The 22230-nt window shown below is 69.2% G+C and carries 18 protein-coding genes and 1 pseudogene; 11 read left to right on the top strand and 8 right to left on the bottom strand.

Features of this window, described 5'->3' with window-relative positions; genetic code table 11:
* Positions 1-25 precede the first annotated feature (25 nt).
* The 3 genes and pseudogenes from A6048_RS10130 to tatB form a co-directional block, all read left to right on the top strand.
* Positions 26-445, top strand: a complete 420-nt coding sequence (locus A6048_RS10130) for an anti-sigma factor family protein (RefSeq protein WP_107747304.1) — start codon at positions 26-28, stop codon at positions 443-445.
* Between the two features lie 10 nt (positions 446-455).
* The gene (locus A6048_RS10125; RefSeq protein ID WP_244911001.1) at positions 456-1994 is read left to right on the top strand and encodes a S1C family serine protease; all 1539 of its coding nucleotides are present in this window, start codon (positions 456-458) and stop codon (positions 1992-1994) included.
* A 147-nt stretch (positions 1995-2141) separates the two neighbouring features.
* A pseudogene (gene tatB, locus A6048_RS18660) lies at positions 2142-2558 on the top strand (Sec-independent protein translocase protein TatB); the annotation flags it as partial.
* 174 nt (positions 2559-2732) lie between these two features.
* Here tatB and A6048_RS10115 read toward each other — a convergent pair.
* From A6048_RS10115 to A6048_RS10100, 4 genes are all read right to left on the bottom strand, one after another.
* On the bottom strand, positions 2733-3872 hold the full coding sequence (locus A6048_RS10115) for an Mrp/NBP35 family ATP-binding protein (RefSeq protein WP_107747307.1): 1140 nt from the start codon (positions 3870-3872) through the stop codon (positions 2733-2735).
* Between the two features lie 40 nt (positions 3873-3912).
* Positions 3913-5028, bottom strand: a complete 1116-nt coding sequence (locus A6048_RS10110) for a lytic transglycosylase domain-containing protein (protein ID WP_235027530.1) — start codon at positions 5026-5028, stop codon at positions 3913-3915.
* A gap of 81 nt (positions 5029-5109) precedes the next feature.
* The gene (locus A6048_RS10105; RefSeq protein ID WP_107747309.1) at positions 5110-5661 is read right to left on the bottom strand and encodes a DUF1003 domain-containing protein; all 552 of its coding nucleotides are present in this window, start codon (positions 5659-5661) and stop codon (positions 5110-5112) included.
* Entirely contained in the window at positions 5658-6971 is a 1314-nt protein-coding gene (locus tag A6048_RS10100) for a magnesium transporter MgtE N-terminal domain-containing protein (RefSeq protein WP_107747310.1), read from the bottom strand. Before A6048_RS10100 ends, A6048_RS10105 begins: the two co-directional genes overlap by 4 nt.
* Positions 6972-7040: 69 nt before the next feature.
* On the opposite strand from A6048_RS10100, the gene A6048_RS10095 reads away from it, so the two are divergent.
* The 3 genes from A6048_RS10095 to A6048_RS10085 are packed head-to-tail and all read left to right on the top strand — an operon-like array spanning position 7041 to position 9192.
* Complete coding sequence (locus tag A6048_RS10095; RefSeq protein ID WP_107747311.1) at positions 7041-8081, top strand: HpcH/HpaI aldolase/citrate lyase family protein; 1041 nt, start codon at positions 7041-7043, stop codon at positions 8079-8081.
* Positions 8081-8587 (top strand): YflT domain-containing protein, encoded by a 507-nt coding sequence (locus tag A6048_RS10090; protein WP_162845687.1) that lies wholly within the window; start codon positions 8081-8083, stop codon positions 8585-8587. Before A6048_RS10095 ends, A6048_RS10090 begins: the two co-directional genes overlap by 1 nt.
* Positions 8587-9192 (top strand): suppressor of fused domain protein, encoded by a 606-nt coding sequence (locus A6048_RS10085; protein ID WP_107747312.1) that lies wholly within the window; start codon positions 8587-8589, stop codon positions 9190-9192. The genes A6048_RS10090 and A6048_RS10085 overlap by 1 nt, the downstream gene beginning before the upstream one ends.
* Here the strand turns inward: A6048_RS10085 and A6048_RS10080 are convergent, their stop codons facing one another.
* Entirely contained in the window at positions 9193-10230 is a 1038-nt protein-coding gene (locus tag A6048_RS10080) for a magnesium and cobalt transport protein CorA (RefSeq protein ID WP_235027531.1), read from the bottom strand. It abuts the gene before it with no gap.
* Between the two features lie 172 nt (positions 10231-10402).
* On the opposite strand from A6048_RS10080, the gene A6048_RS10075 reads away from it, so the two are divergent.
* On the top strand, positions 10403-11317 hold the full coding sequence (locus tag A6048_RS10075) for a glycine betaine ABC transporter substrate-binding protein (RefSeq protein WP_235027532.1): 915 nt from the start codon (positions 10403-10405) through the stop codon (positions 11315-11317).
* 219 nt (positions 11318-11536) lie between these two features.
* Here the strand turns inward: A6048_RS10075 and A6048_RS10070 are convergent, their stop codons facing one another.
* The 3 genes from A6048_RS10070 to A6048_RS10060 all read right to left on the bottom strand — a co-directional run bounded on the left by A6048_RS10070 (position 11537) and on the right by A6048_RS10060 (position 17681).
* Complete coding sequence (locus tag A6048_RS10070; protein WP_107747313.1) at positions 11537-15436, bottom strand: multifunctional oxoglutarate decarboxylase/oxoglutarate dehydrogenase thiamine pyrophosphate-binding subunit/dihydrolipoyllysine-residue succinyltransferase subunit; 3900 nt, start codon at positions 15434-15436, stop codon at positions 11537-11539.
* A 129-nt stretch (positions 15437-15565) separates the two neighbouring features.
* Positions 15566-16261 (bottom strand): YbdD/YjiX family protein, encoded by a 696-nt coding sequence (locus A6048_RS10065; protein ID WP_107747314.1) that lies wholly within the window; start codon positions 16259-16261, stop codon positions 15566-15568.
* Positions 16262-16346: 85 nt separating this feature from the next.
* A complete protein-coding gene (locus A6048_RS10060) occupies positions 16347-17681 on the bottom strand; it encodes a D-arabinono-1,4-lactone oxidase (RefSeq protein ID WP_107747315.1) in 1335 nt (444 codons plus the stop codon).
* Positions 17682-17822: 141 nt separating this feature from the next.
* Here A6048_RS10060 and A6048_RS10055 point away from each other — a divergent pair, with 141 nt between their 5' ends.
* From A6048_RS10055 to A6048_RS10040, 4 genes are read left to right on the top strand one after another with little or no spacing between them, the layout of a single operon-like run.
* A complete protein-coding gene (locus A6048_RS10055) occupies positions 17823-18461 on the top strand; it encodes a TetR/AcrR family transcriptional regulator (RefSeq protein ID WP_107747677.1) in 639 nt (212 codons plus the stop codon).
* The gene (locus A6048_RS10050) at positions 18451-19650 is read left to right on the top strand and encodes an alanine racemase (protein WP_107747316.1); all 1200 of its coding nucleotides are present in this window, start codon (positions 18451-18453) and stop codon (positions 19648-19650) included. The genes A6048_RS10055 and A6048_RS10050 overlap by 11 nt, the downstream gene beginning before the upstream one ends.
* A complete protein-coding gene (locus A6048_RS10045; protein ID WP_107747317.1) occupies positions 19647-20981 on the top strand; it encodes a M20/M25/M40 family metallo-hydrolase in 1335 nt (444 codons plus the stop codon). The genes A6048_RS10050 and A6048_RS10045 overlap by 4 nt, the downstream gene beginning before the upstream one ends.
* Positions 20978-22213, top strand: coding sequence for an MFS transporter (locus tag A6048_RS10040; RefSeq protein ID WP_107747318.1), 1236 nt, complete (start codon positions 20978-20980; stop codon positions 22211-22213). Before A6048_RS10045 ends, A6048_RS10040 begins: the two co-directional genes overlap by 4 nt.
* Positions 22214-22230: the final 17 nt, after the last annotated feature.

Here is a 22230-nt window from a genome sequence, read left to right as displayed (position 1 = left end):
GGCAGGCGGACGAGGAGGGGCGAGGGTGGACCGACACCATTCAGGAGGCGGGTCCACCCCCGAGTACCGGCTGTCGAGGGACTCGGTCCGTGAGGTCGCGGAGCGTACGCCGCCTCCCCGTTCCGAACCCCGGTTCCTCTCCACCGACCACCTCTCCACCGAGGCCGCGGCGGCATATGTGGACGGATGTCTGCCGCCTGCGGGCCAGGTCCGCGCCGATGCGCATCTCGGGCTGTGCCCGCAGTGTCGACGCGAGGTGACCGAGCAACAGGACGCGCGTCGGGCTCTCCGGGGTTCCGGGCCGATCCACATGCCGGGGGATCTGCGGGAGCGTCTCCGCCTCCTCGGGGAGGGTGGAGACCCGGAACTCCCACCGGCCCCGGTGCCCCCATCGGGGAACCGTTGGTCGAGGCTCCTGCGCCGCCTGCGTTCGCTCGGCCGTTAGGCTGGGACGCGTGGAGGATGAGACTGGTGTGCCGGATCCGGCGGGGCGGGGCGTGGAACCCGACCGACCGCTTCGCGAACCGGCCCCGATCCACAGGCCCGTCGTCGACAAGGCCTCGGAGGAACGCTTCTCCCGTCCCGACGGGGTGACCGGGGGATCCGACCCCCGGCGACACTCGGCCGCCCACGACTACTCGGCCGCCGACGATCGCTCCGCCCCGACTCGCGGCCACGACGCCGACCCGGCACTGGCGGCGGCGTTCGGCCCGTCCGGCGACGCCGACCGGGGCATCCAGCGGCATCCGGCATGGCAGGACCAGGTCGAGGAGCCGCAACCCGCGCCGCCGGACCCCTGGCGCGATCCCCGCGCGCCGGTCGGCTTCGGTGCTCCCGCCGTGCAGGCGGCGGAAGAGCCCGGACCGGAGGACCTGTCCGGCGCGGAAGCGCCCCCTCCGCCGAGGCTCTCGCTCTCCGAGGCGCTGTTCGAACGGCGGCTGAGCAGGCAGGCACTCGCCGGAGCGGTGGCCGCCGTCGCCGTCGTCGCGCTCGTGGGAGGGGGGATCGGCGCGGTCGTGGCCGATTCCGCCCGCGTCCTCACCACATCGACGGTCCGTATCGCCGACGCCCCGGCCAACGTGATCCGGCCCGACAATCCTGTCGGTGAGGTCGCCCAGCGGGTCCAGCCGGCGGTGGTCCACATCCAGGTCTCGACAGCCTCGGCCCGGGGTGAGGGTTCCGGGATCGTCATAGATCCGCAGGGATACATCGTTACCAACAACCACGTCGTCACCATGGACGGGGCCGCGGACAGGGCCGACATCGACGTCGTCTTCCCGGACGGGTCCAGGGCCTCGGCCGAATTGGTGGGACGGGACCCGGCGACCGACCTGGCGGTGCTGAAGGTCGAGGACGTACAGAACCTGACCGTGGCGACCCTCGGCGATTCCGACCGGGTGGAGGTGGGAGAACAGGTCGTGGCCATCGGTTCACCCCTCGGCTTGGCCCGGACGGTCACCGAGGGCATCGTGTCCGCCACCCAACGACCGATCGCGCTGGGGGAGTCGACCTCCGACGGGGACGTGGTGATCGACGCCATCCAGACGGACGCGGCCATCAACCCCGGAAACTCGGGAGGCCCACTCATCGACGCCAGCGGGGCGGTGATCGGGATCAACACCTCCATCTTCACCCAATCCGGTGGATCGATCGGGCTCGGGTTCGCCATCCCCGTCAACGATGTGCGCGACATCGCCACCTCGCTCATGAGGGAGGGGTCGGTACGTCACGCGACTATCGGCGTGAACGCACGCAAAGCGGAGAACGGCAACGTGGAGGGTGCGGAGCTCGTCAACGTGCGTGAGGGGTCGCCCGCACAGGAGGCCGGGCTCCGGGAGGGCGACGTGGTGACGAGGGTAGGGGAGCGCAGCGTCCGGTCCTCCGACGAGCTCATCGTGGCCGTCCGACGGGCGGGCGCGGACGGGGACGTCCCGGTCGAGGTCGTCCGGGACGGTGCGTTGATCGAGTTGACCGTCCGCCCTGCGCTGGGTTGACACGGTTGGGGTGACACGGTTGGGGTGACACGACCGGCCCGACACGGCCGGCGTGACGCGTTCTGAGCGGCACGATCGGGGTGACGGGGGATCGTCGCGCGAGGTCGTGGTGCCGGACGGGGCCGCGACGACGTATCCTCGGAGGCGATGTTCACTAACGTGGGGTGGTCCGAGCTGCTGGTGCTCGGCGTGATCGCGCTCGTGGTCCTGGGGCCCGAGCGGCTACCCGAGGCCGCCCGCTGGCTGGCCTCGGCGATCCGCAAGGTCAAGGAGTTCGCGGGGTCCGCCCAGCAGCAACTCCGCGACGACTACGGGACGGACTTCGACGAGTTCCGCGAGCCGCTCAAGCAACTGAGCGATCTGAGGGGCATGAGCCCCCGCGCGATGGTGACCAAGCACCTCCTGGACGGGGACGACTCCCTGTTCACGGGGGACTTCGGTGCAGCCGCACCCGCGGGAGGCGCTTCGGAGACCGGACCACGATCGACCGCACCACAGTCGGCCGCGGCTCAGTCGACGGGTGCACAGTCGACGGGTGCACAGCCGATGAAGCCACAGTCGACGGGTCCACGGTCGTCCGGAGTGGGAGTGCCGGCGACGGGCCCGTCGCCCGCACCCGCCCCGAACAGCCCGGGTACGACTCCGATGTGGGACACGGACGCCACCTAGGCGGATCCGAACTGAACCACAGGCGGCGCGGGGGACACCCGCGCCGCCTGTGGTCAGAGCCGCCTGTGGTCAGAGGTGGCGCGTCGTGTCGATCCCGAGGTTCATCCCCGCAAGGCCACGCGGCCGGACGGCGAGGCCGTCGGCGATCTCCCTGAACGCCCGGCCGGACGGTGAATCCGGCTCCGCCAGCACGATCGGGGTGCCCTCGTCGCCGTGCTCCCGGACCGCCTGCTCGAGCGGCACCTGGCCGAGGAGCGTGACCGGCGCACCCACCGAGCGGGAGAGATTCGCCGCGACCTCGGCTCCGCCTCCGGTGCCGAAGACATCCATGCGGGTGCCGTCGGGGAGCTCGAGCCAGGACATGTTCTCGATGACCCCCGCGATCCGCTGACGGGTCTGCAGGGCGATCGAACCCGCCCGTTCGGCCACCTCGGCCGCGGCCTGCTGCGGGGTGGTCACGACGAGGATCTCCGCCGACGGGATGAGTTGGGCGATCGAGATGGCCACGTCGCCTGTTCCGGGCGGCAGGTCCATGAGCAGGACATCGAGGTCACCCCAGTACACGTCGGCCAGGAACTGCTGGAGTGCACGGTGGAGCATGGGGCCACGCCACACCACGGGGGTGTTGCCCTTGGTGAACTGGGCGATCGAGATGACCTTGACGTCGTGTGCGACCGGCGGCAGGATCATCTGCTCGACCTGGGTGGGTCGGGCGTCGGTTCCGAGCATCCGGGGGATGGAGTGACCGTAGATGTCGGCGTCGAGGACACCCACGGACAGCCCACGGGAGGCGAGCGCGGTCGCGAGGTTGACCGTGGCGGTGGACTTGCCCACGCCACCCTTCCCCGAGGCCACCGCGTACACCCGGGTCAGGTTCCCCGGTTGGGCGAACGGTATGACGGGCTCGGCCGCGTCGCCCCTCAGGTGCTTGCGCAGTTCCGTGCGTTGCTCGTCGTTCATCACGTCGAGCTCGACGGCGACCTCACCCACGCCGGGGACGTCGGAGACCGCGGCGCGGACCCGGTCGGTGATGGTGTCCCGCATGGGGCACGTGGCCACCGTCAGGTAGATGCCGATCCCGACCCGGCCGGTCCGGTCGTCGATCTCGACGCCCTTGATCATGCCGAGCTCCGTGAGCGGCTTTCGGATCTCCGGGTCGTCGACCTTGGCCAGGGCGGCGCGGATCGATTCTTCGCTGGGTGCACTCATGATGGCCCCGAGTCTAGGCGTCGGGGTCCGGGCGGGCGATTCAGGCAGGGGGCGGCACGCAGAACGGTGCGATACAGGGCAGCTCGAACACCGGCAGAACCGGTGGCACCGGGGCAACGTGGACGGGTGGCGCGGGCGGCTGTGGCGTCGGTGTGTTCTCCGGGGACGGTGATGGTGAGGGCGGCGTGGGTTCCGCGGGAGGCGGTGCGACCTCGGTGCAACCGGGCACCGGGTGCCCGGGCTCACCGGGGAGAGCGGGCTCGGGCGCCGCGGTGGGTTCTCCCTCCCACCCGTCGGGGCAGCGCTCCGGGATCGCCGGGGGTTCCACGATCGGCTTCGGCTGGTGGATCTCCGGCAGGTCCGCCGGCAACGGGTAGGAATTGACGGCGTAACCGTGTGCCCAGGCGTTGACGTTGGCCACGTAGGCGAGCGAGTTGTTGTAGGCCAGGACCGCCCGGGTACGGGCCGCCGGGTCGCCCATGGACCCGCCCTGACCGCACAGCAGGGTCGCGGCCGCGAGAGCACCGTCGTAGATGTTGTTGGGGTCGGCCACCCCGTCGCCGTTCCCGTCCCGGCCCAACAGCGCCCAGGTCGAGGGGATGAATTGCACCGGGCCGACTGCCCGGTCGAACTCCGCGTCGCCGTCGAACCTCCCACCATCGGTGTCGGTGATCACGGCGGTGCCGGGCAGTGTCCCGTCGAGCCGGGGGCCGAGGATGCGGCCGATGGTGTTCCCGTGCACGTCGAAGCGTCCACGTCCCTGGTTGGACTCGACCTGACCGATACCTGCGAGGAGGGTCCAGTCCATCTCACACGCGGGCTTCTCGACGTTCAGCCGGTCGGTGGCCCGGTGGTAGGCGTCCAGGGCGATGCCGGGGATTCCCAGGGGGCCGTCCGGGATCGTCGCCGGCTCGATGTGTGCGGCTCCGGGGTCGTCCGCCTCGGTCGGCGGAGGGGTCTCGGAGGACGGTGTGGTGACCAGCGATTCGGTCGTCACCGTCGGAGCCCGGGTGGCGGTCTCGGCGGCCGGGGCGATGCCCGCGGCCCCGGTGGGTCGACTGTGGTCCATCGTCAGGCTCACGGCTGTGAGCACGCCGATCACGCCCGCGGCGACCGCGGCGCTGGTCAGTGCCCGTCGATCAGTGTTGTGCGCCATCTTGCGCAAAGTTCCCCCTACAGCGTCCGGACGGTGTCGCGAGCGGGGTGCGCCGCGACATCGCTGCCGTGCTGGTCGACGCTACCTCCGGCCCCTGGTGTCTGAATCGGTTTTCCGGCGTTCGGTGTTACCGCCGTCACAATCCTGTCCCGCGAGCAGGGTTTCTATCCGCTCGACCGACTGCCGGAGATCGTCGAGTTCCCGGCGGAGGTAGTCCCGCGTGACCGTCTCTCCCACCGAGAGCCGGACGGACGCCAGTTCCCGCGCCAGGAACTCTGTGTCCGCCTTGGTCTGGGTGGACCTCAGCCGGTCCTCCGCGATCGACTCCTTGTCGCGGTCCTCCTGGCGGTTCTGCGCGAGGAGGATGAGCGGGGCGGCGTAGGCCGCCTGGGTGGAGAACGCGAGGTTGAGGAGGATGAACGGATAGGGGTCGAAGCGCAGCGCCACGACGGTGACGTTGATGAGGATCCAGACGATCACGAGGATCGTCTGGATCATCAGATACTGGCCGGTCCCGAAGAACCGGGCGATGGCCTCGCTGTACCGGCCCACGGCGTCCGGGTCGACGCTGATGCGGGGCCGCCGCGAGGTGACGGGCGTAGAGAGCGCCGAGCGCGTACCGGGTTCGGTCACCGACGTGCCTCTCTGTTGTCGTGCAGGTCCATGTCGCGCCAGTCCTCGGGGAGCAGATGGTCGAGGAGGTCGTCGACCGCGACCGCTCCCAGCAGGTGCCCCTCGTCGTCGACGACCGGGCCGCACACGAGGTTATAGGTGGCGAAGAACCTGGTCACCGAGTCCACCGAGTCGGTGGGACGCAGAGTGGACAGGCTGGTGTCCACGGTCTCGGCGACCATCGTCGACGGCAACTCCCGGAGCAGCGCCTGGATGTGGACGCACCCGAGGTACTTGCCCGTCGGGGTGGCCGTGGGGGGTCGGACCACAAAGACGAGGCTGGCCAGCGCCGGGCTCAGGTCGGGATTGCGGCAGTGGGCCAGGGCCTCCGCGACGGTCGTCTGGGGGGACAGGATGATGGGTTCCGGCGTCATGAGCCCGCCGGCGGTGTCCGCGTCGAACGTCAGCAGACGTCGGACGGGTGCCGAGTCCTCCGGGTTCATTCGTTGGAGGAACGACTCCGCGTCCTTCTCCGGCATCTCACCCAACAGATCGGCCGCGTCGTCGGGGTCCATCGCCTCGAGGACGTCCGCTGCTCGCTCGAGCTCCAGCCGGGTCACGATCTCGGTCTGCTCGTCGTGCGGGAGTTCCTGGAGGATGTCCGCGAGTCGCTCGTCATCCAGGGTGCGGGCCACCTCCAGCCGGCGCACCTCGGGGAGTTCGCGGAGAGCGTGAGCGACGTCCGCCGGGCGGAGGTCGGCGTAGAGCTCGACCAGACTCTCGGCGCCGTGATCGGGGGCTCCGATCGCGTCGTCGTCGAAGCCCTCGATCCGGCTCCAGGGTTGGATCGACACAGGCCCCCGACGACCGAGTGGCCCGCGCCCGCGCCGGGCCCGGACGGCGAGCCTGGAGACCAACCAGTCGCGGGTGCGCTGACGTTCGATCTCCACGTCGATGACCTGGTAGCGAGGCGTCGCCTCCGTCCCGGGGGCGGCACCGGATGCGTTGCGCTCGGGTTCGACCCCGACGATCGAGTCCACGAGAGTCCCGAGCACGAGGTTCTCGCCGGGCCGGGACTGGAACCGGTGCAGGTTGATGGTGCCCGAGATGAGCGCGACCGAACGGGGCTCGACCGAGGCGACCCTGAGCATGGGCACGAAGATCCGCCGACGGGTCGGCAGTTCCACCACGAGTCCGATGACCCGGGGCTGCTTGTGCCGGGCGCGCATCGTCACCACGACATCGCGAATCCGCCCGATGTCGTCCCCGTCGGGGCCGATCACCGGCAGTCCGGCTAGCCTGGCGACGAAAGCCTTGTTGAGGTTCGCCATGCGGACCAGGTTAGTCACCGGGCGGCGGATCGCGCCGTGCCCGCACCGGACCGGAGGGAGTGCCCGCAGATGACCCCCGCCACGCACACGGAACCCGCACCGTCGGACTCCGCGGCGGCGACGATCGCAGAGCTCCGGTCGCGTCCCCGGCGCACCGTCCTCGCCGTCCCCGGAAGCAGCGTCAAGATGATCGACAAGGCCCGCGGCCTGCCGGTGGACGAGGTGTTCCTCGACCTCGAGGACGCGGTGGCGGGGCCGGCCAAGGAGCAGGCGCGCGAGAACGTCGTCGAGGCGCTCTCCACCGGCGCCTTCGTCGCGCCGACGGTGGTCGTCAGGGTCAACGCGTGGGACACCGAGTACACGGTCCGCGACGTCACCGAGGTGATCGGCCGTGCCGGTGGACACGTCGACGCCCTACTCCTGCCCAAGGCGAGGTCGGGCGCGGAGGTCCGGGCACTGGACCTCGTGCTGACCCAGGTGGAGAAGGCGGCGGGTCTGCCGGTCGGGCACATAGGTATCGAGCCACAGATCGAGGACGCGCTCGGGCTCACCAACATCGACGAGATCGCCACCGCGAGTGCCCGCGTACTCACGCTGGTGTTCGGTCCCGCGGACTTCATGGCCTCGATCGGCATGCGCACGCTCACCGTGGGGGAACAGCCCGAGGGGTACACGCCGGGCGATGCCTACCACCACATACTGCTGAGCATCCTCGTCGCGGCCCGGGCGCACGGGCTCCAGGCGATCGACGGGCCGTTCCTCAAGGTGCGCGACGAGGAGGGTTTCCGCCGCGCGGCGGCCCGCACCGCGGCTCTGGGCTTCGACGGCAAGTGGGTCCTGCATCCCGCTCAGGTGGACGCGGGGAACGAGGTGTTCAGCCCGCGTCAGGACGAGTTCGACAAGGCCGAAGGGATCCTCGCCGCCTACGCGCACTCGACGTCCGCGGAGGGTGGGGCCCGGGGTGCGGTGATGTTCGGGGACGAGATGCTCGACGAGGCCAGCCGTAAGATGGCGTTGGTGGTCTCCGCACGGGGCCGGGCGGCAGGGATGACGGTGTCGGATTCCCGCGAGACCGATCCGAACGGGTCGGCGACGGAAGGACTGAGTTGATGACCACTCCGGTGTCCCCGACAACGGGTCGGCGAGGACGGGGCCAGACGCCCGGACTACCCACGCCACCCACCGGCTGGGTCGTCGGTTCCTACCCCACCTACGCCCAGGCCCAGGCGGCCGTGGACCACCTCGCGGACGAGGAGTTCCCCGTCCACGAGGTGACCATCGTGGGAGTGGACCTCATGCAGGTGGAACGCGTCACCGGGCGACTGACCTGGCCCAAGGTGCTGCTCGGGGGACTGGCCACCGGCGCGTGGCTCGGTCTCTTCGTGGGCCTGCTCCTCGGGATCTTCACCCAACCGATGTGGGGGGTCGTCCTCACCGGCCTCGTCGGTGGTTCGGTGTTCGGTGTGGTGTCCGCCTCCCTGTCCTACGCGGCGACCCGCGGCAAGCGCGACTTCGCGTCGACCTCGCAGTTGGTCGCCGGGCGGTACGACATCCTGTGCGAGCCCGCGAACGCCGAGAAGGTCCGCGACGAACTCGCACGCCTCGGCCTCAAGTGATGCTCCCGGGCGGTCCGTCCGGTTCGGCGTCCGTCCTGACCGCTGTCCGCGAGCACCTGATCACGCATCTCGGCCCCGAGCCGCAGGAGGCGTCGGTGACCTTCCTGGGCGCGGCGCCGATCCGGATACTGCGGTTCGTGGACATCGAGTCGGGCCTCGTCCGCTACGCCTCGCTCGGGTGTTCGGCCGACCCGATGGGCGACCCCTCCGCGCTCGTCCCCGACCCGACCGCGCCGCGGGCCGAGCTGTCCCTGGTGCTGCAGGGCGGGGTGGACGGGCTCGTCCGCGCGCTGGCCGTCCTGGCCGCAGCCCCTGCTGTCGAGGGCCTGGTGCTGTCGGAAGGTGCACTCATCGACCTCGGCGAGCCACTGTGGCCGGGCGCGACGTTCACCGCGGTCGTGCTCCGCGAACCCGAGATCCCCGACGTCGAGTTGGGCGGCGAGGCCGCGCCGGTGCGGATATTCCGGGCGGTCCCGGTGACGCACACCGAGGCCGCGTGGGTCCGGCTCAAGGGAGCGGGGGAACTCGAGGACGCGTGGGCTGAGGCGGGGATCGATGTGACCGATCCGGCGCGCCGGGCGGTGAACCCGGGCCTCACCCGCTGACTACAGCCAGCGGTTCTTGCGGAAGAGCAGGAACAGAGCCGTACACGCCGCGACCATGAACCCGAGGACCAGGTAGTAGCCGTACTTGAACCGTAGTTCGGGCATGTTGGCGAAGTTCATACCGTAGATCCCCGCGATCATCGTGGGTACGACGGCGATCGCCACCCACGCGGAGATCCGCCGCATGTCGGTGTTCTGCTGCACCCCGATTATCGCCACGGCCGCGTTGACCAGCGAGGTGATCTGCTCGTCCAGGGTCGTGACCTCGGCGGCGACCTGTGTGTGGTGGTCGTGGACGTCCCGGAAGTAGTGCCGGATCTCGGCGGGGATCAGGTCCAGGTGCTCGACCGACAGGCGTCGCAGCGGAAGGGCGAGGGGAGCGATGTCGTGCTTGAGTTCGAGGAGCTCACGCTTGAGGAAGTAGATCTGTTCGATGTCGACCGGGGAGCGGGGGGCGAAAACCGCGGTCTCCAGCTCGTCGACGTCCCGACTCATCCCCTCGGCGACCTCGAGGTAGCTGTCCACCACCCGGTCGGCCACGGCGTGCATGACCGTCGCGGGCCCGTGTACGAGCCTCTCGGGTGCGCTCTCGAGTTCCGCCCGGATCCCGGCGAGACCTGTGAAGTCACCGTGTCGGACGGTCACCACGAAGTCCCGGCCCAGGACCACCATGACCTCACCGGTGGACACGATGTCGCTGGCCTCGGTGATCGACTCGTGCTCGAGGTAGCTGACCGTCGACATGTTCAGAACCAGGGAGTCGTCGTACGCCTCCAACTTGGGCCGCTGCCGACCGATCGTCGCATCCTCTGTGATGAGCTCGTGGAGCCCGAACTCCCGCGAGAGCGCCTCCATCTGGTGCGGGTCAGGGGAGTGGAGGCCGATCCACACGAACCCCCGCCCGGTCTCCCGCACGTGTCGGATCGCCGCCTGATGGGTGAACCGTCCCCGCTCGCGCACGCCGTCGACGTAGACACCACAGTCGACCACCGCGCGTTCGGTGGGGACGTTCAACCGGGAGGGCGGGGTCGTGGACACCGCCGCACCACCCCGCCGTCCTCGGATACTCGGCACCGGCGCTCCCCTCGCTCGTCTGCTCGACAGTATCCGGCGCCGGGCCTCGACGTGACGCCGATACGGTTCTGCTGGGAGACTGACGGGCAGGTGGCGCACGATCGCGTGCGCACGTGGCGAGAGAGGGCGTGGACGGGTGCGGCGGACGGGGGAGCGGGTCGGGGTGCGGGCGCTGGCGATGGCCGGGGCCGCGGTGGTGGGACTGAGCGGATGCCAGGCGCAGTCGACGATCGTCCCCGCTCACGAGTCCGATCCGGTCGTGGTGATCGAGACCGCCTCCTTCGGCGAGGCCGAGATCGTCGGGCACATCTACGGCAATGCTCTGTTGAGATCGGGTTCCCGGGTCACGGCACGTCCGCAGTCGGGGAGCCAGGCAGAGGTCGTCGAGTCGGTGACCTCCGGGGACGCCACCTTCACCCTCGGGTTCACGGGGGAGCTGCTCAGGGCCTTCGATCCCGGCTCCACGGTGGTCGAGGCGGACGAGGTGTACGCCGCGATGATGGCGGCCCTGCCCGAGGGTGTGACCGCAGCCGACCCGGCCCCCGCCGAGGACGCCCCCGTCTACGTGGTGACCCGCCACACCTCGGAGACGAACGGACTGCGGACGATGTCCGACCTCGCCGGGCGCTGCGGGGAGTTCACCCTGGGCGCACGCCAGGAGGCGCTCACGGACCGCGAACTCGCCACCGCGGTGGGTGGAACGTACGACTGCGGGTTCGGGCGGAGGGTGGCGCTGGGCCCGAACCCGCGCGCGGTGTTCGAGGCGCTGCGGGCGGGACAGATCGGCGTGGGGCTGGTCCAGTCGAGTGACCCGGTCCTGGACCCCGAGGACATGGTGCCGTTGGACGACGACGAGGACGCCATCCTGTCCCAACACCTCGTCCCGGTGTTCCGGAAGGGCTCTCTCTCGGAGGACCAACTCGCCCTGGTCAACCGGATCAGTGGAGAGCTGACCACCGAGGACGTGCGGGAACTCCTGCTGGGGGTGGAGTTCGGTACCGCCACCCCGATCGACCTCGCCAACTACTGGCTCGACTCGCACGACTACTGAGCCCCGACGCCGGTACCGAGTCCTGACGCACGTACTGGGCCCTGCGCACGTAGTGGGCCCTGACGCACGCCCTGGGCCCTGACGCACGAATCCGCTACTCCCGGGCCGGATCCCTTACCCGTATCGGGTAGCGGATCCAGCGGCGGGGTAGCGGATTCGGCGGATCGGATCGGCGCCGGTGGTTCGGCGACGGTCCCGGGGGCTAGCCCGTGCGCGTGATCATGAGAAGGCCTCGTCCACGAGCGCCTTCTGCTCGACGGCGTGGACCTTGCTCAGACCGGTCGACGTGGCCGCCATGGCCCGGCGCGAGACCCGCTTGAGCCGCGGGAACTCCGGGATGACCTCCGGGAGGTTGAGGGCCAGGAAGCTCCACGCCCCCTGGTTGGCCGGCTCCTCCTGCACCCACCGGACCTCGGTGAGGTTCGGGTAGTGCCCGAGGGCCTCGCGCAGGCGACGGAACGGAATCGGGTGGATCTGCTCGAGCCGAACGATCGCGAAGTCGTCGTGACCTTCCTTCTCCTGACGTGCGGCGAGCTCGTAGTAGAGCTTGCCGGAGACCATCAGCATGGTCTTGACCTTGCCCGGGTCCTTACCGCCGTCGACGAAGGTGGGATCGTCGAGGACCGAGCGGAACTTCCCGGTGGTGAAGTCCGCGAGGGCGCTGACGGCCTTCTTGTTGCGCAGCATCGACTTGGGGGTGAAGACGATCTGGGGGCGCTTGATCCCGTCGGTGGCATGGCGACGCATGAGGTGGAAGTAGTTCGCCGGGGTCGACGGCTGAGCGACGGTCATCGAGCCCTCGGCACAGAGCTGCAGGAACCGCTCCATACGCCCGGAGGTGTGGTCGGGACCCATGCCCTCGTGGCCGTGCGGCAGGAGCAGGGTGACCGAGGACTTCTGTCCCCACTTGGCCTCACCCGAGGAGATGTACTCGTCGATGATGGTCTGGGCGCCGTTGACGAAGTCGCCGAACTGCGCCTCCCACATCACCAACGCCTCGGGGTCGCCGACCGAGTAGCCGTACTCGAACCCGACGCCGGCGTACTCGGTGAGCGCGGAGTTCCAGACCTCGAAGCGCCCCTCGGCGTTCTCCAGGTTCTGGAGCGGCGAATAGGGCTCGGAGGTCGACTTGTCGACCACCACGACGTGCCGCTGTGTGAACGTTCCACGCTGGGAGTCCTGGCCGGCGAGTCGGACCGTCCGGCCCTCCTGGACCAGCGAACCGATGGCCAACAACTCGGCGAACGCCCAGTCGATGTTGCCGTTGTAGGCCATCTTCTGGCGTGCCTCGTAGACCGGCTTGACCCGCGAGTGGATGTGGAAATCCTCGGGCAGGTTCCCGAAAGCGTCGCCGATCGAGTGGATGACCGACTCGTCCACCGCCGTGACCAGACGCTTGGGCAGCGGCTGATCAGGTTCGATGGACTTCGATGCCTTGACCGGGTGCTTCTCGAGCTCGCGGACCTCGTTGAAGACCCGCTCGAGCTGTCCCTGGAAGTCGCGGAGGGCGTTCTCCGCCTCCTTCTCCGTGATGTCACCGCGACCGACCAGGTCATCGGTGTAGGACTGACGGACGCTCTTCTTGCCGTCGATCACCTCGTACATCCGGGGCTGCGTCATCGACGGGTCGTCGGCCTCGTTGTGTCCCCGCCGGCGGTAGCAGACGAGATCGATCACGACGTCCTTCTTGAACTGCTGGCGGAAGTCCATCGCCAACCGGGCGACGCGGACGCACGCCTCCGGATCGTCGCCGTTGACGTGGAAGATCGGTGCGCCGACCATCTTGGCGACGTCGGTGCAGTACTGGCTCGACCGCCCGGCCTCGGGTGCGGTCGTGAACCCGATCTGGTTGTTGACGACGATGTGGATGGTGCCACCGGTGCGGTAGCCGTCGATGAGCGAGAGGTTGAGAGTCTCCGCGACCACACCCTGGCCGGCGAAGGCCGCGTCACCGTGGAGCATGAGCGGCACGACCGGGTACTCGGCACGCCACTCCGGGTCGTCGATGACGTCCTGCTTCGCACGCACGATCCCCTCCAGGACCGGGTCGACGGCCTCGAGGTGCGACGGATTGGCGGTGAGCGAGACCTTGATCTCGTTCTCGCCGAACATCTGGTACTGGATGCCCTCGGCGCCGAGGTGGTACTTGACGTCCCCCGAGCCGTGCGCGGCCGAGGGATCCATGTTGCCCTCGAACTCCGTGAAGATCTGCCGGTAGGGCTTGCCCACGATGTTGGCCAGGACGTTGAGGCGGCCGCGGTGCGGCATCCCGATCACGACCTCGTCGAGCGCGAACTCGGCGGCCTCGTCGATCACAGCGTCCATCATGGGGATGACGGACTCGGCACCCTCCAGCGAGAAGCGCTTCTGGCCCACGTACTTGGTCTGCAGGAAGGTCTCGAACGCCTCGGCGGCGTTGACCTTGGACAGAATGTACTTCTGTTCGGCGACCGTCGGCTTGTCGTCGACTCCCTCGAGGCGTTCCTGGATCCACTGGCGCTGTTCGTTCTCGAGGATGTGGGTGTACTCGATGCCGATCTTGCGGCAGTAGGCCGCGCGCAGCGCGGACAGCACGTCGCGCAGGCGCATCTTGTCCTTGCCGACGAAACCGCCGACGGAGAACTTGCGGTCCAGGTCCCACAGGGTCAGCTCGTGTGAGTTGACGTCGAGGTCCGGGTGGAAGGTACGGCGACGCTTCGCGTGCCTGCCGTCCAGCGGATCGATGTCGGCCATGAGGTGACCGCGATCGCGATAGGCCGCGATGAGCTCGAGGACGCGGGCGTCCTTGTCCACGCGTGGGTCGGTGATGTCCTGACGCCACCGGACCGGCTCGTAGGGGATTCCGAGGACGTCGAAGATCTCGTCGTAGAACTCGTCAGCGAGCAGAAGACGGTGGATTTCGCGGAGGAACTCGCCGGACTCCGCACCCTGGATGATCCGGTGGTCGTAGGTCGAGGTGAGCGTCGTGATCTTGCCGATGGCGTTGTTGGCCAGCTGCTCGTCGCTCGCACCCTGGAACTCGGCCGGGTATTCCATCGCGCCGACGCCCAGGATGGCGCCCTGTCCCACGGTGAGTCGCGGTACCGAGTGGACCGTGCCGATACCACCGGGGTTGGTCAGCGAGATGGTGACGCCCGAGAAATCGTCCATCGTCAGCTTGCCGACGCGGGCGCGGGACACGATGTCCTCGTAGGCGTCGAGGAAGCCGCGGAAGTCCAGTTTCTCGCAGTTCCTGATGGCGGCCACGACGAGGGTGCGCCCCGCCTTGGTCTTCATGTCGATGGCCAGACCGAGGTTGATGCCGTTCGGCGTGACGACGTTGGGCTTGCCGTCGATCTCCTCGTAGTAGTTGTTCATGTTGGGGTAGGCCTTGATGGCCTGCACCATGGCGTACCCGATGAGGTGGGTGAAGGAGATCTTGCCGCCGTGCGTGCGCTTGAGGTGGTTGTTGATGACGACCCGGTTGTCGATCATCAGCTTGGCCGGAATCGCACGTACCGAGGTGGCCGTGGGCAACGTCAGCGACGCGTTCATGTTCTTGACGATGGCGTTGGCCGGGCCGCGCAGGACCTTGTTCTGTGGCTCTTCCGGCGGCGCGTACTCGGGGGGTGTCGTCCGCTTCGCGGCGGCCGCATCCGGCTTGCCACGCGTCTCGGGCGTCCGCACCGGTGCGGGGACCCCCTGCCCACGGGCCTTGCGCCCGGGGGAGCTGTCGATGGAGGGCTTGGCGGCCACGTCCTCTGCCGACGACTCGGGGGTCATGTCACCGACGGTGAGCTCCGAGGTCTTCTGGGTGTTCGCGTCGGGGGTGGCATTGTCGCCTCCGGACTTGTCGTCGGAGACCTTCTTGCCGCCAGTCTTCTCACCCCGGACCTTCTCGCCACCGTTCTTCCCACCACGGCTCTTCCCACCACCGCGCTCGTCACCCCCGTCCGAAGACGGACGAGCGCCGGACGAGCCGTTCGACGAACTACGACCAGCAGAAGCGGCGGCCCCGGGGTTCGCGTCGAAGAACTCGTGCCAGGACTTGTCCACGGAGGACGGGTCCTTGGAGAACCGCTCGTACATCTCGTCGACGAGCCACTGGTTCTGTCCGAACTGTGAGACGTTGTTGCTCACGATGTTGTGGTGCCTTCCTGATCTGTGGTGGGTTTCACACGCAATGAACCCAGGCTAGACCTTCCGCGCGTTCTCGGCCTTCCGATCTCACCTGACAGGGGGATGCGGGGGCTCACGAGGTGCGCAAGGTCAGGACGCGGGCCAGCTGTCCGGGGGCGTCCCGAAGGTGGTGGCGGCCGCGTTCACGACGGTCCGACCGAGCCTGCGGTTACCCCAACCGCCCACCGCCGCGCCGATTCCCGCGGGGGCCAGCTTGCCCATGGCGAGGGTGGCCCGTTTGACCGCGAACTTCCGAGCGAACCGGGACACCATCCGACGGTTGACCTCCTTCAGTCCGGGGATCCGCAGCGACCTGCTGGCGAGCGAACCGCCGACGGAGGCCCCGCCGCTCGTGCTGACCGCGTTGGACAGGATCGCGGTGCCGGACGCGCCGAGCATGATGGTCATCACGAGGAGCTCCTCGTGCTCGCCGACCCGTACGTCCACACCGTGCACCTCTGCGACGGCCAACGTGTAGAACGCGGTGGCTTCGAGGAACACGAGGGACTCGGCACCGATCGCGCCGAACGCGAGTACGGTGCCCACCCCGGGGACGGCAGCGGTGGCGCCGACCGCGGCCCCGGACGCGGTGACCATGGTCAGGAAGCGGGAGTCCAGCCGCTCCCGGATCCGTGTGGGGCTCTCGTCGGGATGGCTCTCGCGGAGCTTGCGGACGTAGGTGCGCGCCACACCGGTCTGACTCCGTATCGCCTTGCGCAGGGCTCCGGTGACGACCCCGGCGAGTGGACCGGAGACCTCGGTGTCGGCGGGGACGGGTTCTGGCACGGGGATCTCCTCGAGGGTGTTCGTGATCGGGACGGTTGTCCTCGTCCGTCACACCACGGTACGGAGAATCAGGTGGTCGCGCCTCCTACGGAAGGACACGTTCGGTGTACTCGTTCGCGAAGACGCGGTCCGGGTCCAGGCGGTCCCGCACGGAGACGAAGTCATCGAAATGCCGGACCGTGTTCGAGAGGTCGGACGCCGTCCGGGTGTGCATCTTGCCCCAGTGGGGCCGACCGTCCGCGGCGAGGAAGATCTCCTCGGCGGACCGGAAGAGCTCGGTGTGGTCCATCAGATGGAACTGGTGGACCGCGACGTAGCAGACGTCCCTCTCGTGGGCGGTTGACATCCAGACGTCGTCCGCAGCCGCGAACCGGACCTCCACGGGGAACGGGGTGACGATTCCCGAGCGGTCGATCATGTCGCGCAGGTCGCCCAACACGCCTGCGGCCGCGGCGACCGGGACCGCGTACTCCATCTCGCGGAAGCGGACCCGCCGCGGGGAGGCGAAGACCCGGTAGCTGCGATCGGTGTACGCACGAGCAGACATCGCCCTGGCGGCGAAGCGATTGATCCGTGGTGTCATCGACGGCCGGCGTGCGGCGGTGCGGCACAGCGCGCCGAACGCCTCGTTGGACAGGAACTCGTCGCCGACGAGCTCGCGGAACCGGCCCAGTGGCCGGAGTTCGGCGTCACCCGGTAGGCGGGTGTTCCGTTTGACAGTGACGGCGTCCGTGTGGGGGAACCAGAAGAACTCGGCGTGGTCCGCTGATCTCGAGAAACCCTCGAGATCAGCCAGCGCGGCGGAGAGGGTCCACGGGTGTTCCTCGGCGCTCAGTACGAACGCCGGGACACAGTGGATCGTCATCTTGGTGATGATCCCGACCGCACCGATCCCGAGTCGAGCCGCCTCGAACACCTCCGGATTCGACCCGCGCGAACAGTTGAGGACCGAACCGTCCGCGGCGACGAGTTGCAGACCGACCACGGTGGCCGGCATCCCGACCGCGTCGCGGCCAGTGCCGTGGGTGCCCGTGGACACGGCCCCCGCCAGAGACTGTTCAGCGAAGTCGCCGAGGTTCGGCTGCGCCAGCCCGAGGTCCCACAGCAGGGGGCCGAGTTGGTGTAGCCGCGTGCCCGCCCAGACCGTCACGTCCGCACCGTCGACGTGCCCGTCGGGGTCACGGGTCGGGACGATCGACTCGATCCCCGTCAGGTCGTCGAGTGAGATCAGGACCCCGTCGGTCGACGCGGCGGGGGTGAAGGAATGGCCGGCGCCCACGCACTTGACCCGGGAGCCCCGCTCCGCGGCGGCCGTCACGACCTCGGTGACCTCCGCGACGGTCGTGGGGTTGGAGCGGCCGGATGGAGAGGCGATGACGTTTCCGGCCCAGTTCTGCCACGGTGTGGTCGAGGTCGTCATGGCTGCCGAGATTACCCCCATGAACGCGTCTGGGGGACCGTCCCGGACGACTGACCTGATAGCGCGCTCGGAGCCCGGTGTGCCCAGGTGACATCACGGTGAGCGGTGCCCACCTCGTCGTCGCCGTCGTACCATGGACGGGTGACCAGACGCCTTCCATCCGATCAGCGCAGAGCGCAGCTCCTCCGGGCAGCCCTGGAGATCGCCGAACACGACGGGCTCGGTGCGGTGACCGTTCGTGGCGTCGCCGAGCGCGCCGGGGTCTCGCTCGGCGTCGTCCACTACTGCTACACCGATAAAGAAGAGCTCCTCCGCGAGGTGATCGGCGCGGTCAACCTCGAAGTGCACCAGGCGGCGAGAGCGTTCATCAACGTCGACTTCGACTCGGGCGCCCGCGGCCGGGAGGGTCTGAGGCGAAGGCTCTACGAAGCCATCGACCTCATCTGGGCGGTCATCTCCGCCTCGCCTGACCGACAGCTCCTCACCTACGAGATCGTGTCCTACTCGCTGCGTACCCACGGTTCACCCGAGATCGGGCTGGCCCGTCACCAGCAGGAGTCCAACGAGGAGATCATCCGCTCGGTCCTCGAGCGGACCGCCCAGTCCGCGGGCATGCGCTGGGGCATGGGGCTGGACGACATGGTGCGCGTCGTCGAGGGCACGGTGGCGGGCATCGGACTTCGCTGGCAGATATGCCGGGACGACGACGAGGCGATCGCACTCCTCCACCGGGCGGTCGACCTCGTGGTTGCGGACGCGCGTCCGATCGATGGTGACTAGGCCGGTGGGCGGTCAGGAGCCCGGTGACCTGGACGACGTCGAGGACGCCACCTCGGGACTCGACGCGCCGATCGCCGCACTCCACCTGCCCGCCCTGCGCGCGAACCTGGCGGACCTCAGGCGACGAGCCGGTGGGACAAGGATCCGCATCGCCAGCAAGTCCGTGCGATCGCGCGGTGTGCTCGAGGAGGTCCTGGGTCCGGAGCTCCGAGGTGACGACACGGTCCGCGGGATAATGGCCTACTCGCTCGCCGAGGCACTGTGGCTCGTGGGTGCCGGGTGCGACGACGTCCTGCTCGGGTATCCGACGGTCGACCGTGCCGCCCTCGCGCGGCTGGGAGCGGATCCGACCGCTCTGGCAGCGGTGACCCTGATGATCGACGACGTGCGCCAGTTGGAGATCGCGCGCGGGTCTGGGGCGGGCGGCGCGAGGGTGTGCGTCGACGTGGACGCCTCGCTCAGGCTCGGCCCGATCCACCTGGGCGTCCGGCGCTCGCCGCTACGTGGTCCGGCCGACGTCGAGCCGCTGGTCCGTCGAGCCGTGGACATGGGGTTCCAGGTGGTGGGGGCGATGTTCTACGAGGCGCAGGTCGCTGGTGTCCCCGACGACATCCGGGGTGTCCGCCTGGTCAAGACGCTGTCCATGCGTCGTCTCATCGGGATACGCGAGGCCGTTGCCGCGGTGATCGCCGATGTGACCGGGGAGCGCCCCGAGATCGTCAACTCGGGTGGCTCCGGGTCGATCGCCGAGAGCGCCGCGGACCCGGCCGTCACCGAGGTCACCGCCGGTTCCGGTCTCTACGTGCCGGGGTTGTTCGACCACTACCGCACCTTCAGGCCGCGCCCGTCGCTGTTCTTCGCGCTTCCCGCCGTCCGGACCCCGGCTCGTGGTCTCACGACCTTCCTCTACGGCGGTTACGTAGCGTCCGGGGTGCCGGGACCCGACAGGCTGCCCGTGCCCGCCCGCCCGACGGGCCTGCGCTACCTGGGAAGGGAAGGCGCGGGTGAGGTCCAGACCCCCATGCGTGGGGAGGTGGCGATAGGTGACCGCGCCTGGTGGCGGCACGCGAAGGCGGGGGAGGTCTGCGAGCGGTTCGACACGCTCCACGTGGTGGACGAGACTGCACAGGGGCCCGCAGTGGTGGACCGCTGGCCCACCTACCGTGGTGAAGGGAAGTGCTTCGGATGACGGACACCGAGCCGATGACCGACGAGCAGCGGGAGCTCCTGCACTCGGAGGCCGTCTCGATAACAGCTGACCTGGTGTCCATCGACTCGACCAACACGGGCGATCCGGCGACGATCGGCGACGGCGAGACCCGCGTGTGCCGAAGAATCGCGGAATACCTCGACGAGGTGGGGATCCCGAGCGAGCTGGTGGAATCCGTGCCCGGTCGCGGCAGCCTCTTCGCCCGCGTCGACGGGTCGGACGCCGGCGCCGGCGGCCTGGTCGTACACGGGCACGTCGACGTGGTGCCCGCGGTCGCCGAGGACTGGACCGTCCCTCCGTTCGCGGGGGAGATCCGCGAAGGCTGGCTCTACGGCCGTGGCACCGTGGACATGAAGAACATGATCGGCATGATGCTCGCCGTGGTGCGTCTCTACCGCCGTGAAGGAATCGTGCCGCGCAGACCCCTACTGCTCGCCTTCTTCGCGGACGAAGAGGCCGCGGGCACCATGGGAGCGCAGTGGGTGGTGCGGGAACGCCCCGAGATCTTCGACGGCATGACCCACGCACTCAGCGAGGTCGGGGGTTGGTCCGTTCCGGTGGCGGGGCGTCGGCTCTACCCGATCGCTGTCGCGGAGAAGGGTGTCGCCTGGGCGAGGGTGAGTGCCAAGGGGACAGCTGCGCACGCGTCCCGCCCGACCCCGGACAACGCGGTCGCCGCGATCGCCGGTGCCGTCCACCGGGTCTCGAGCCTGGACTTCCCGGTGGCCCCCACCGAGGCCAACACCGCGCTGGCCGCGGCGGTCGGCAAGATCGCGGGGGCGAGCGGGGACGTCGCGGAGCTGCCCTCGCACCTGGGGGTGCTCGGTCACTTCGGGCCGCTCGTCGAGGCGTCGCTCTCGCACACCGCCTCGCCGACGATCCTGTCCGCCGGATACAAGACCAACGTCATCCCCACCGAGGCGTTCGCGGAGATCGACTGCCGTGTCCTGCCCGGTGGCGAGGACACCTTCCGGGCCGAGATCGAACGGGAACTCGGTCCCGACGTGACGGTTGACTGGATCTGGCAACCGCCGATCGCCGCGCCCGCAGACGATCCACTGGTCTCCGTCATCCGGGAGGCCGTCCGCGAGTCGGACCCCGATGCGCTCGTCGTGCCCTATCTCCTGCCGGCGAGCACGGACAACAAACACCTCGCACCCCTGGGGATCCACGGGTACGGTTTCGTCCCGCTGAGGGTGCCGGACGAGTTCGACGTCTTCGGCCACTTCCATGCCGTCGACGAGCGGGTTCCCGTCGACGCGCTGCACTTCGGTGCGGATGTGCTCGCCCGCGTGCTCGGATCGGCGTGAGGGGCCCCTTCTCCGGTAGCCGGACCGCGCAACCGCGCACACCGCTACCCGCCGACGTGTGGGTGTTGGTCGCCGCGGCCTTCGCCGTCGCGATCGGCTACGGCCTCGTGGCCCCGGTTCTCCCGCAGTACGCGCGGAGCTTCGACGTCTCGGTGACAGCCGCGTCGGTGGTGGTGAGCGCCTTCGCATTCTTCCGCCTGGTCTTCGCTCCCGCCGGCGGGTTCCTCGTGGACAAACTGGGGGAACGCTGGGTCTACATGTCGGGGCTGCTGATCGTGGTGGTCTCGACTCTGGCCACCGGGCTCGCCCAGAGCTACTGGCAGTTGTTGGTGTTCCGCGGGCTCGGCGGGCTCGGGTCGACCATGTTCACTATTTCCGCCATGGCGCTGCTCACCCGCCTCTCGCCACCGGGGGCGAGAGGGCGGATCGCTGGTCTGTACGCCACGGCGTTCCTCCTGGGCAACATCGGCGGACCGGTCCTCGGCGGGCTCCTCGCCGAATTCGGTATGCGGGTGCCGTTCTTCGTCTACTCCTTCACGCTGCTCGTGGCGACCGGAGTGGTGGCGGTCTTCCTCCGTGGCGGACGCCGTCCCTCGGCGGACGACGGGCTGCCCGAACAGGAAGCGTTGCCGGTGCGCGAGGCGTTGCGCCACAGCGGGTACCGCGCCGCGCTCGTGTCCAGCTTCGTCAACGGCTGGAGTTCCTTCGGTGTACGGGTGGCTATCGTGCCCCTTTTCGCCGCCGCCAACTTCGACGCCGGGCCGGGGATCGCCGGTACCGCCCTCGCCTCCTTCGCCGTGGGCACCGCGGCCGTAATTTCTGTAGCGGGTTGGTTGTCCGACAGATACGGGCGTCGCCCCCTGGTGATCGGGGGTTTGCTGGTGTCCGGGGTGTCGACACTCGTCCTGGGCTGGTGCGACACCGTTCCGCTCCTCGTGGCGGCGTCGGTCGTGGCGGGAATGGGAGCGGGGGTGCTCAACCCGGCGCAACAGGCCTCGGTCGCAGATGTGATCGGAGCTGATCGGGCGGGTGGAAAGGTGCTCGCGACCTTCCAGATGGCCAGTGACTCCGGGGCGATCCTCGGTCCGGTGCTGGTGGGAATCGTCGTGGACCTGTTCGGCTACACCGCCGGATTCGTTCTCTCGGGTGGTCTGCTGCTGGCCGCCGTGGTCCCGTGGCTGTTCGCCAGGGAGACCCACGAACACCTGGTCCGGGGAACGTCGGGGGAGTGACCTGCGTCGTCGTGTCG

It is taken from the genome of Dietzia psychralcaliphila (genome assembly GCF_003096095.1).
Classification (GTDB): domain Bacteria; phylum Actinomycetota; class Actinomycetes; order Mycobacteriales; family Mycobacteriaceae; genus Dietzia; species Dietzia psychralcaliphila.
This window is presented reverse-complemented; position numbering and strand designations above follow the sequence as displayed.

Excerpts from the sequence above, each read along its gene's own strand:
- A6048_RS10095 (WP_107747311.1), top strand. The coding sequence starts at position 7,041 with ATGACCCCCGCCACGCACACGGAACCCGCACCGTCGGACTCCGCGGCG.
- A6048_RS10045 (WP_107747317.1), top strand. The coding sequence starts at position 19,647 with ATGACGGACACCGAGCCGATGACCGACGAGCAGCGGGAGCTCCTGCAC.
- A6048_RS10050 (WP_107747316.1), top strand. The coding sequence starts at position 18,451 with ATGGTGACTAGGCCGGTGGGCGGTCAGGAGCCCGGTGACCTGGACGAC.
- A6048_RS10100 (WP_107747310.1), bottom strand. The coding sequence starts at position 6,971 with ATGGCGAACCTCAACAAGGCTTTCGTCGCCAGGCTAGCCGGACTGCCG.
- A6048_RS10060 (WP_107747315.1), bottom strand. The coding sequence starts at position 17,681 with ATGACGACCTCGACCACACCGTGGCAGAACTGGGCCGGAAACGTCATC.
- A6048_RS10090 (WP_162845687.1), top strand. The coding sequence starts at position 8,081 with ATGACCACTCCGGTGTCCCCGACAACGGGTCGGCGAGGACGGGGCCAG.
- A6048_RS10085 (WP_107747312.1), top strand. The coding sequence starts at position 8,587 with ATGCTCCCGGGCGGTCCGTCCGGTTCGGCGTCCGTCCTGACCGCTGTC.
- A6048_RS10115 (WP_107747307.1), bottom strand. The coding sequence starts at position 3,872 with ATGAGTGCACCCAGCGAAGAATCGATCCGCGCCGCCCTGGCCAAGGTC.
- A6048_RS10110 (WP_235027530.1), bottom strand. The coding sequence starts at position 5,028 with ATGGCGCACAACACTGATCGACGGGCACTGACCAGCGCCGCGGTCGCC.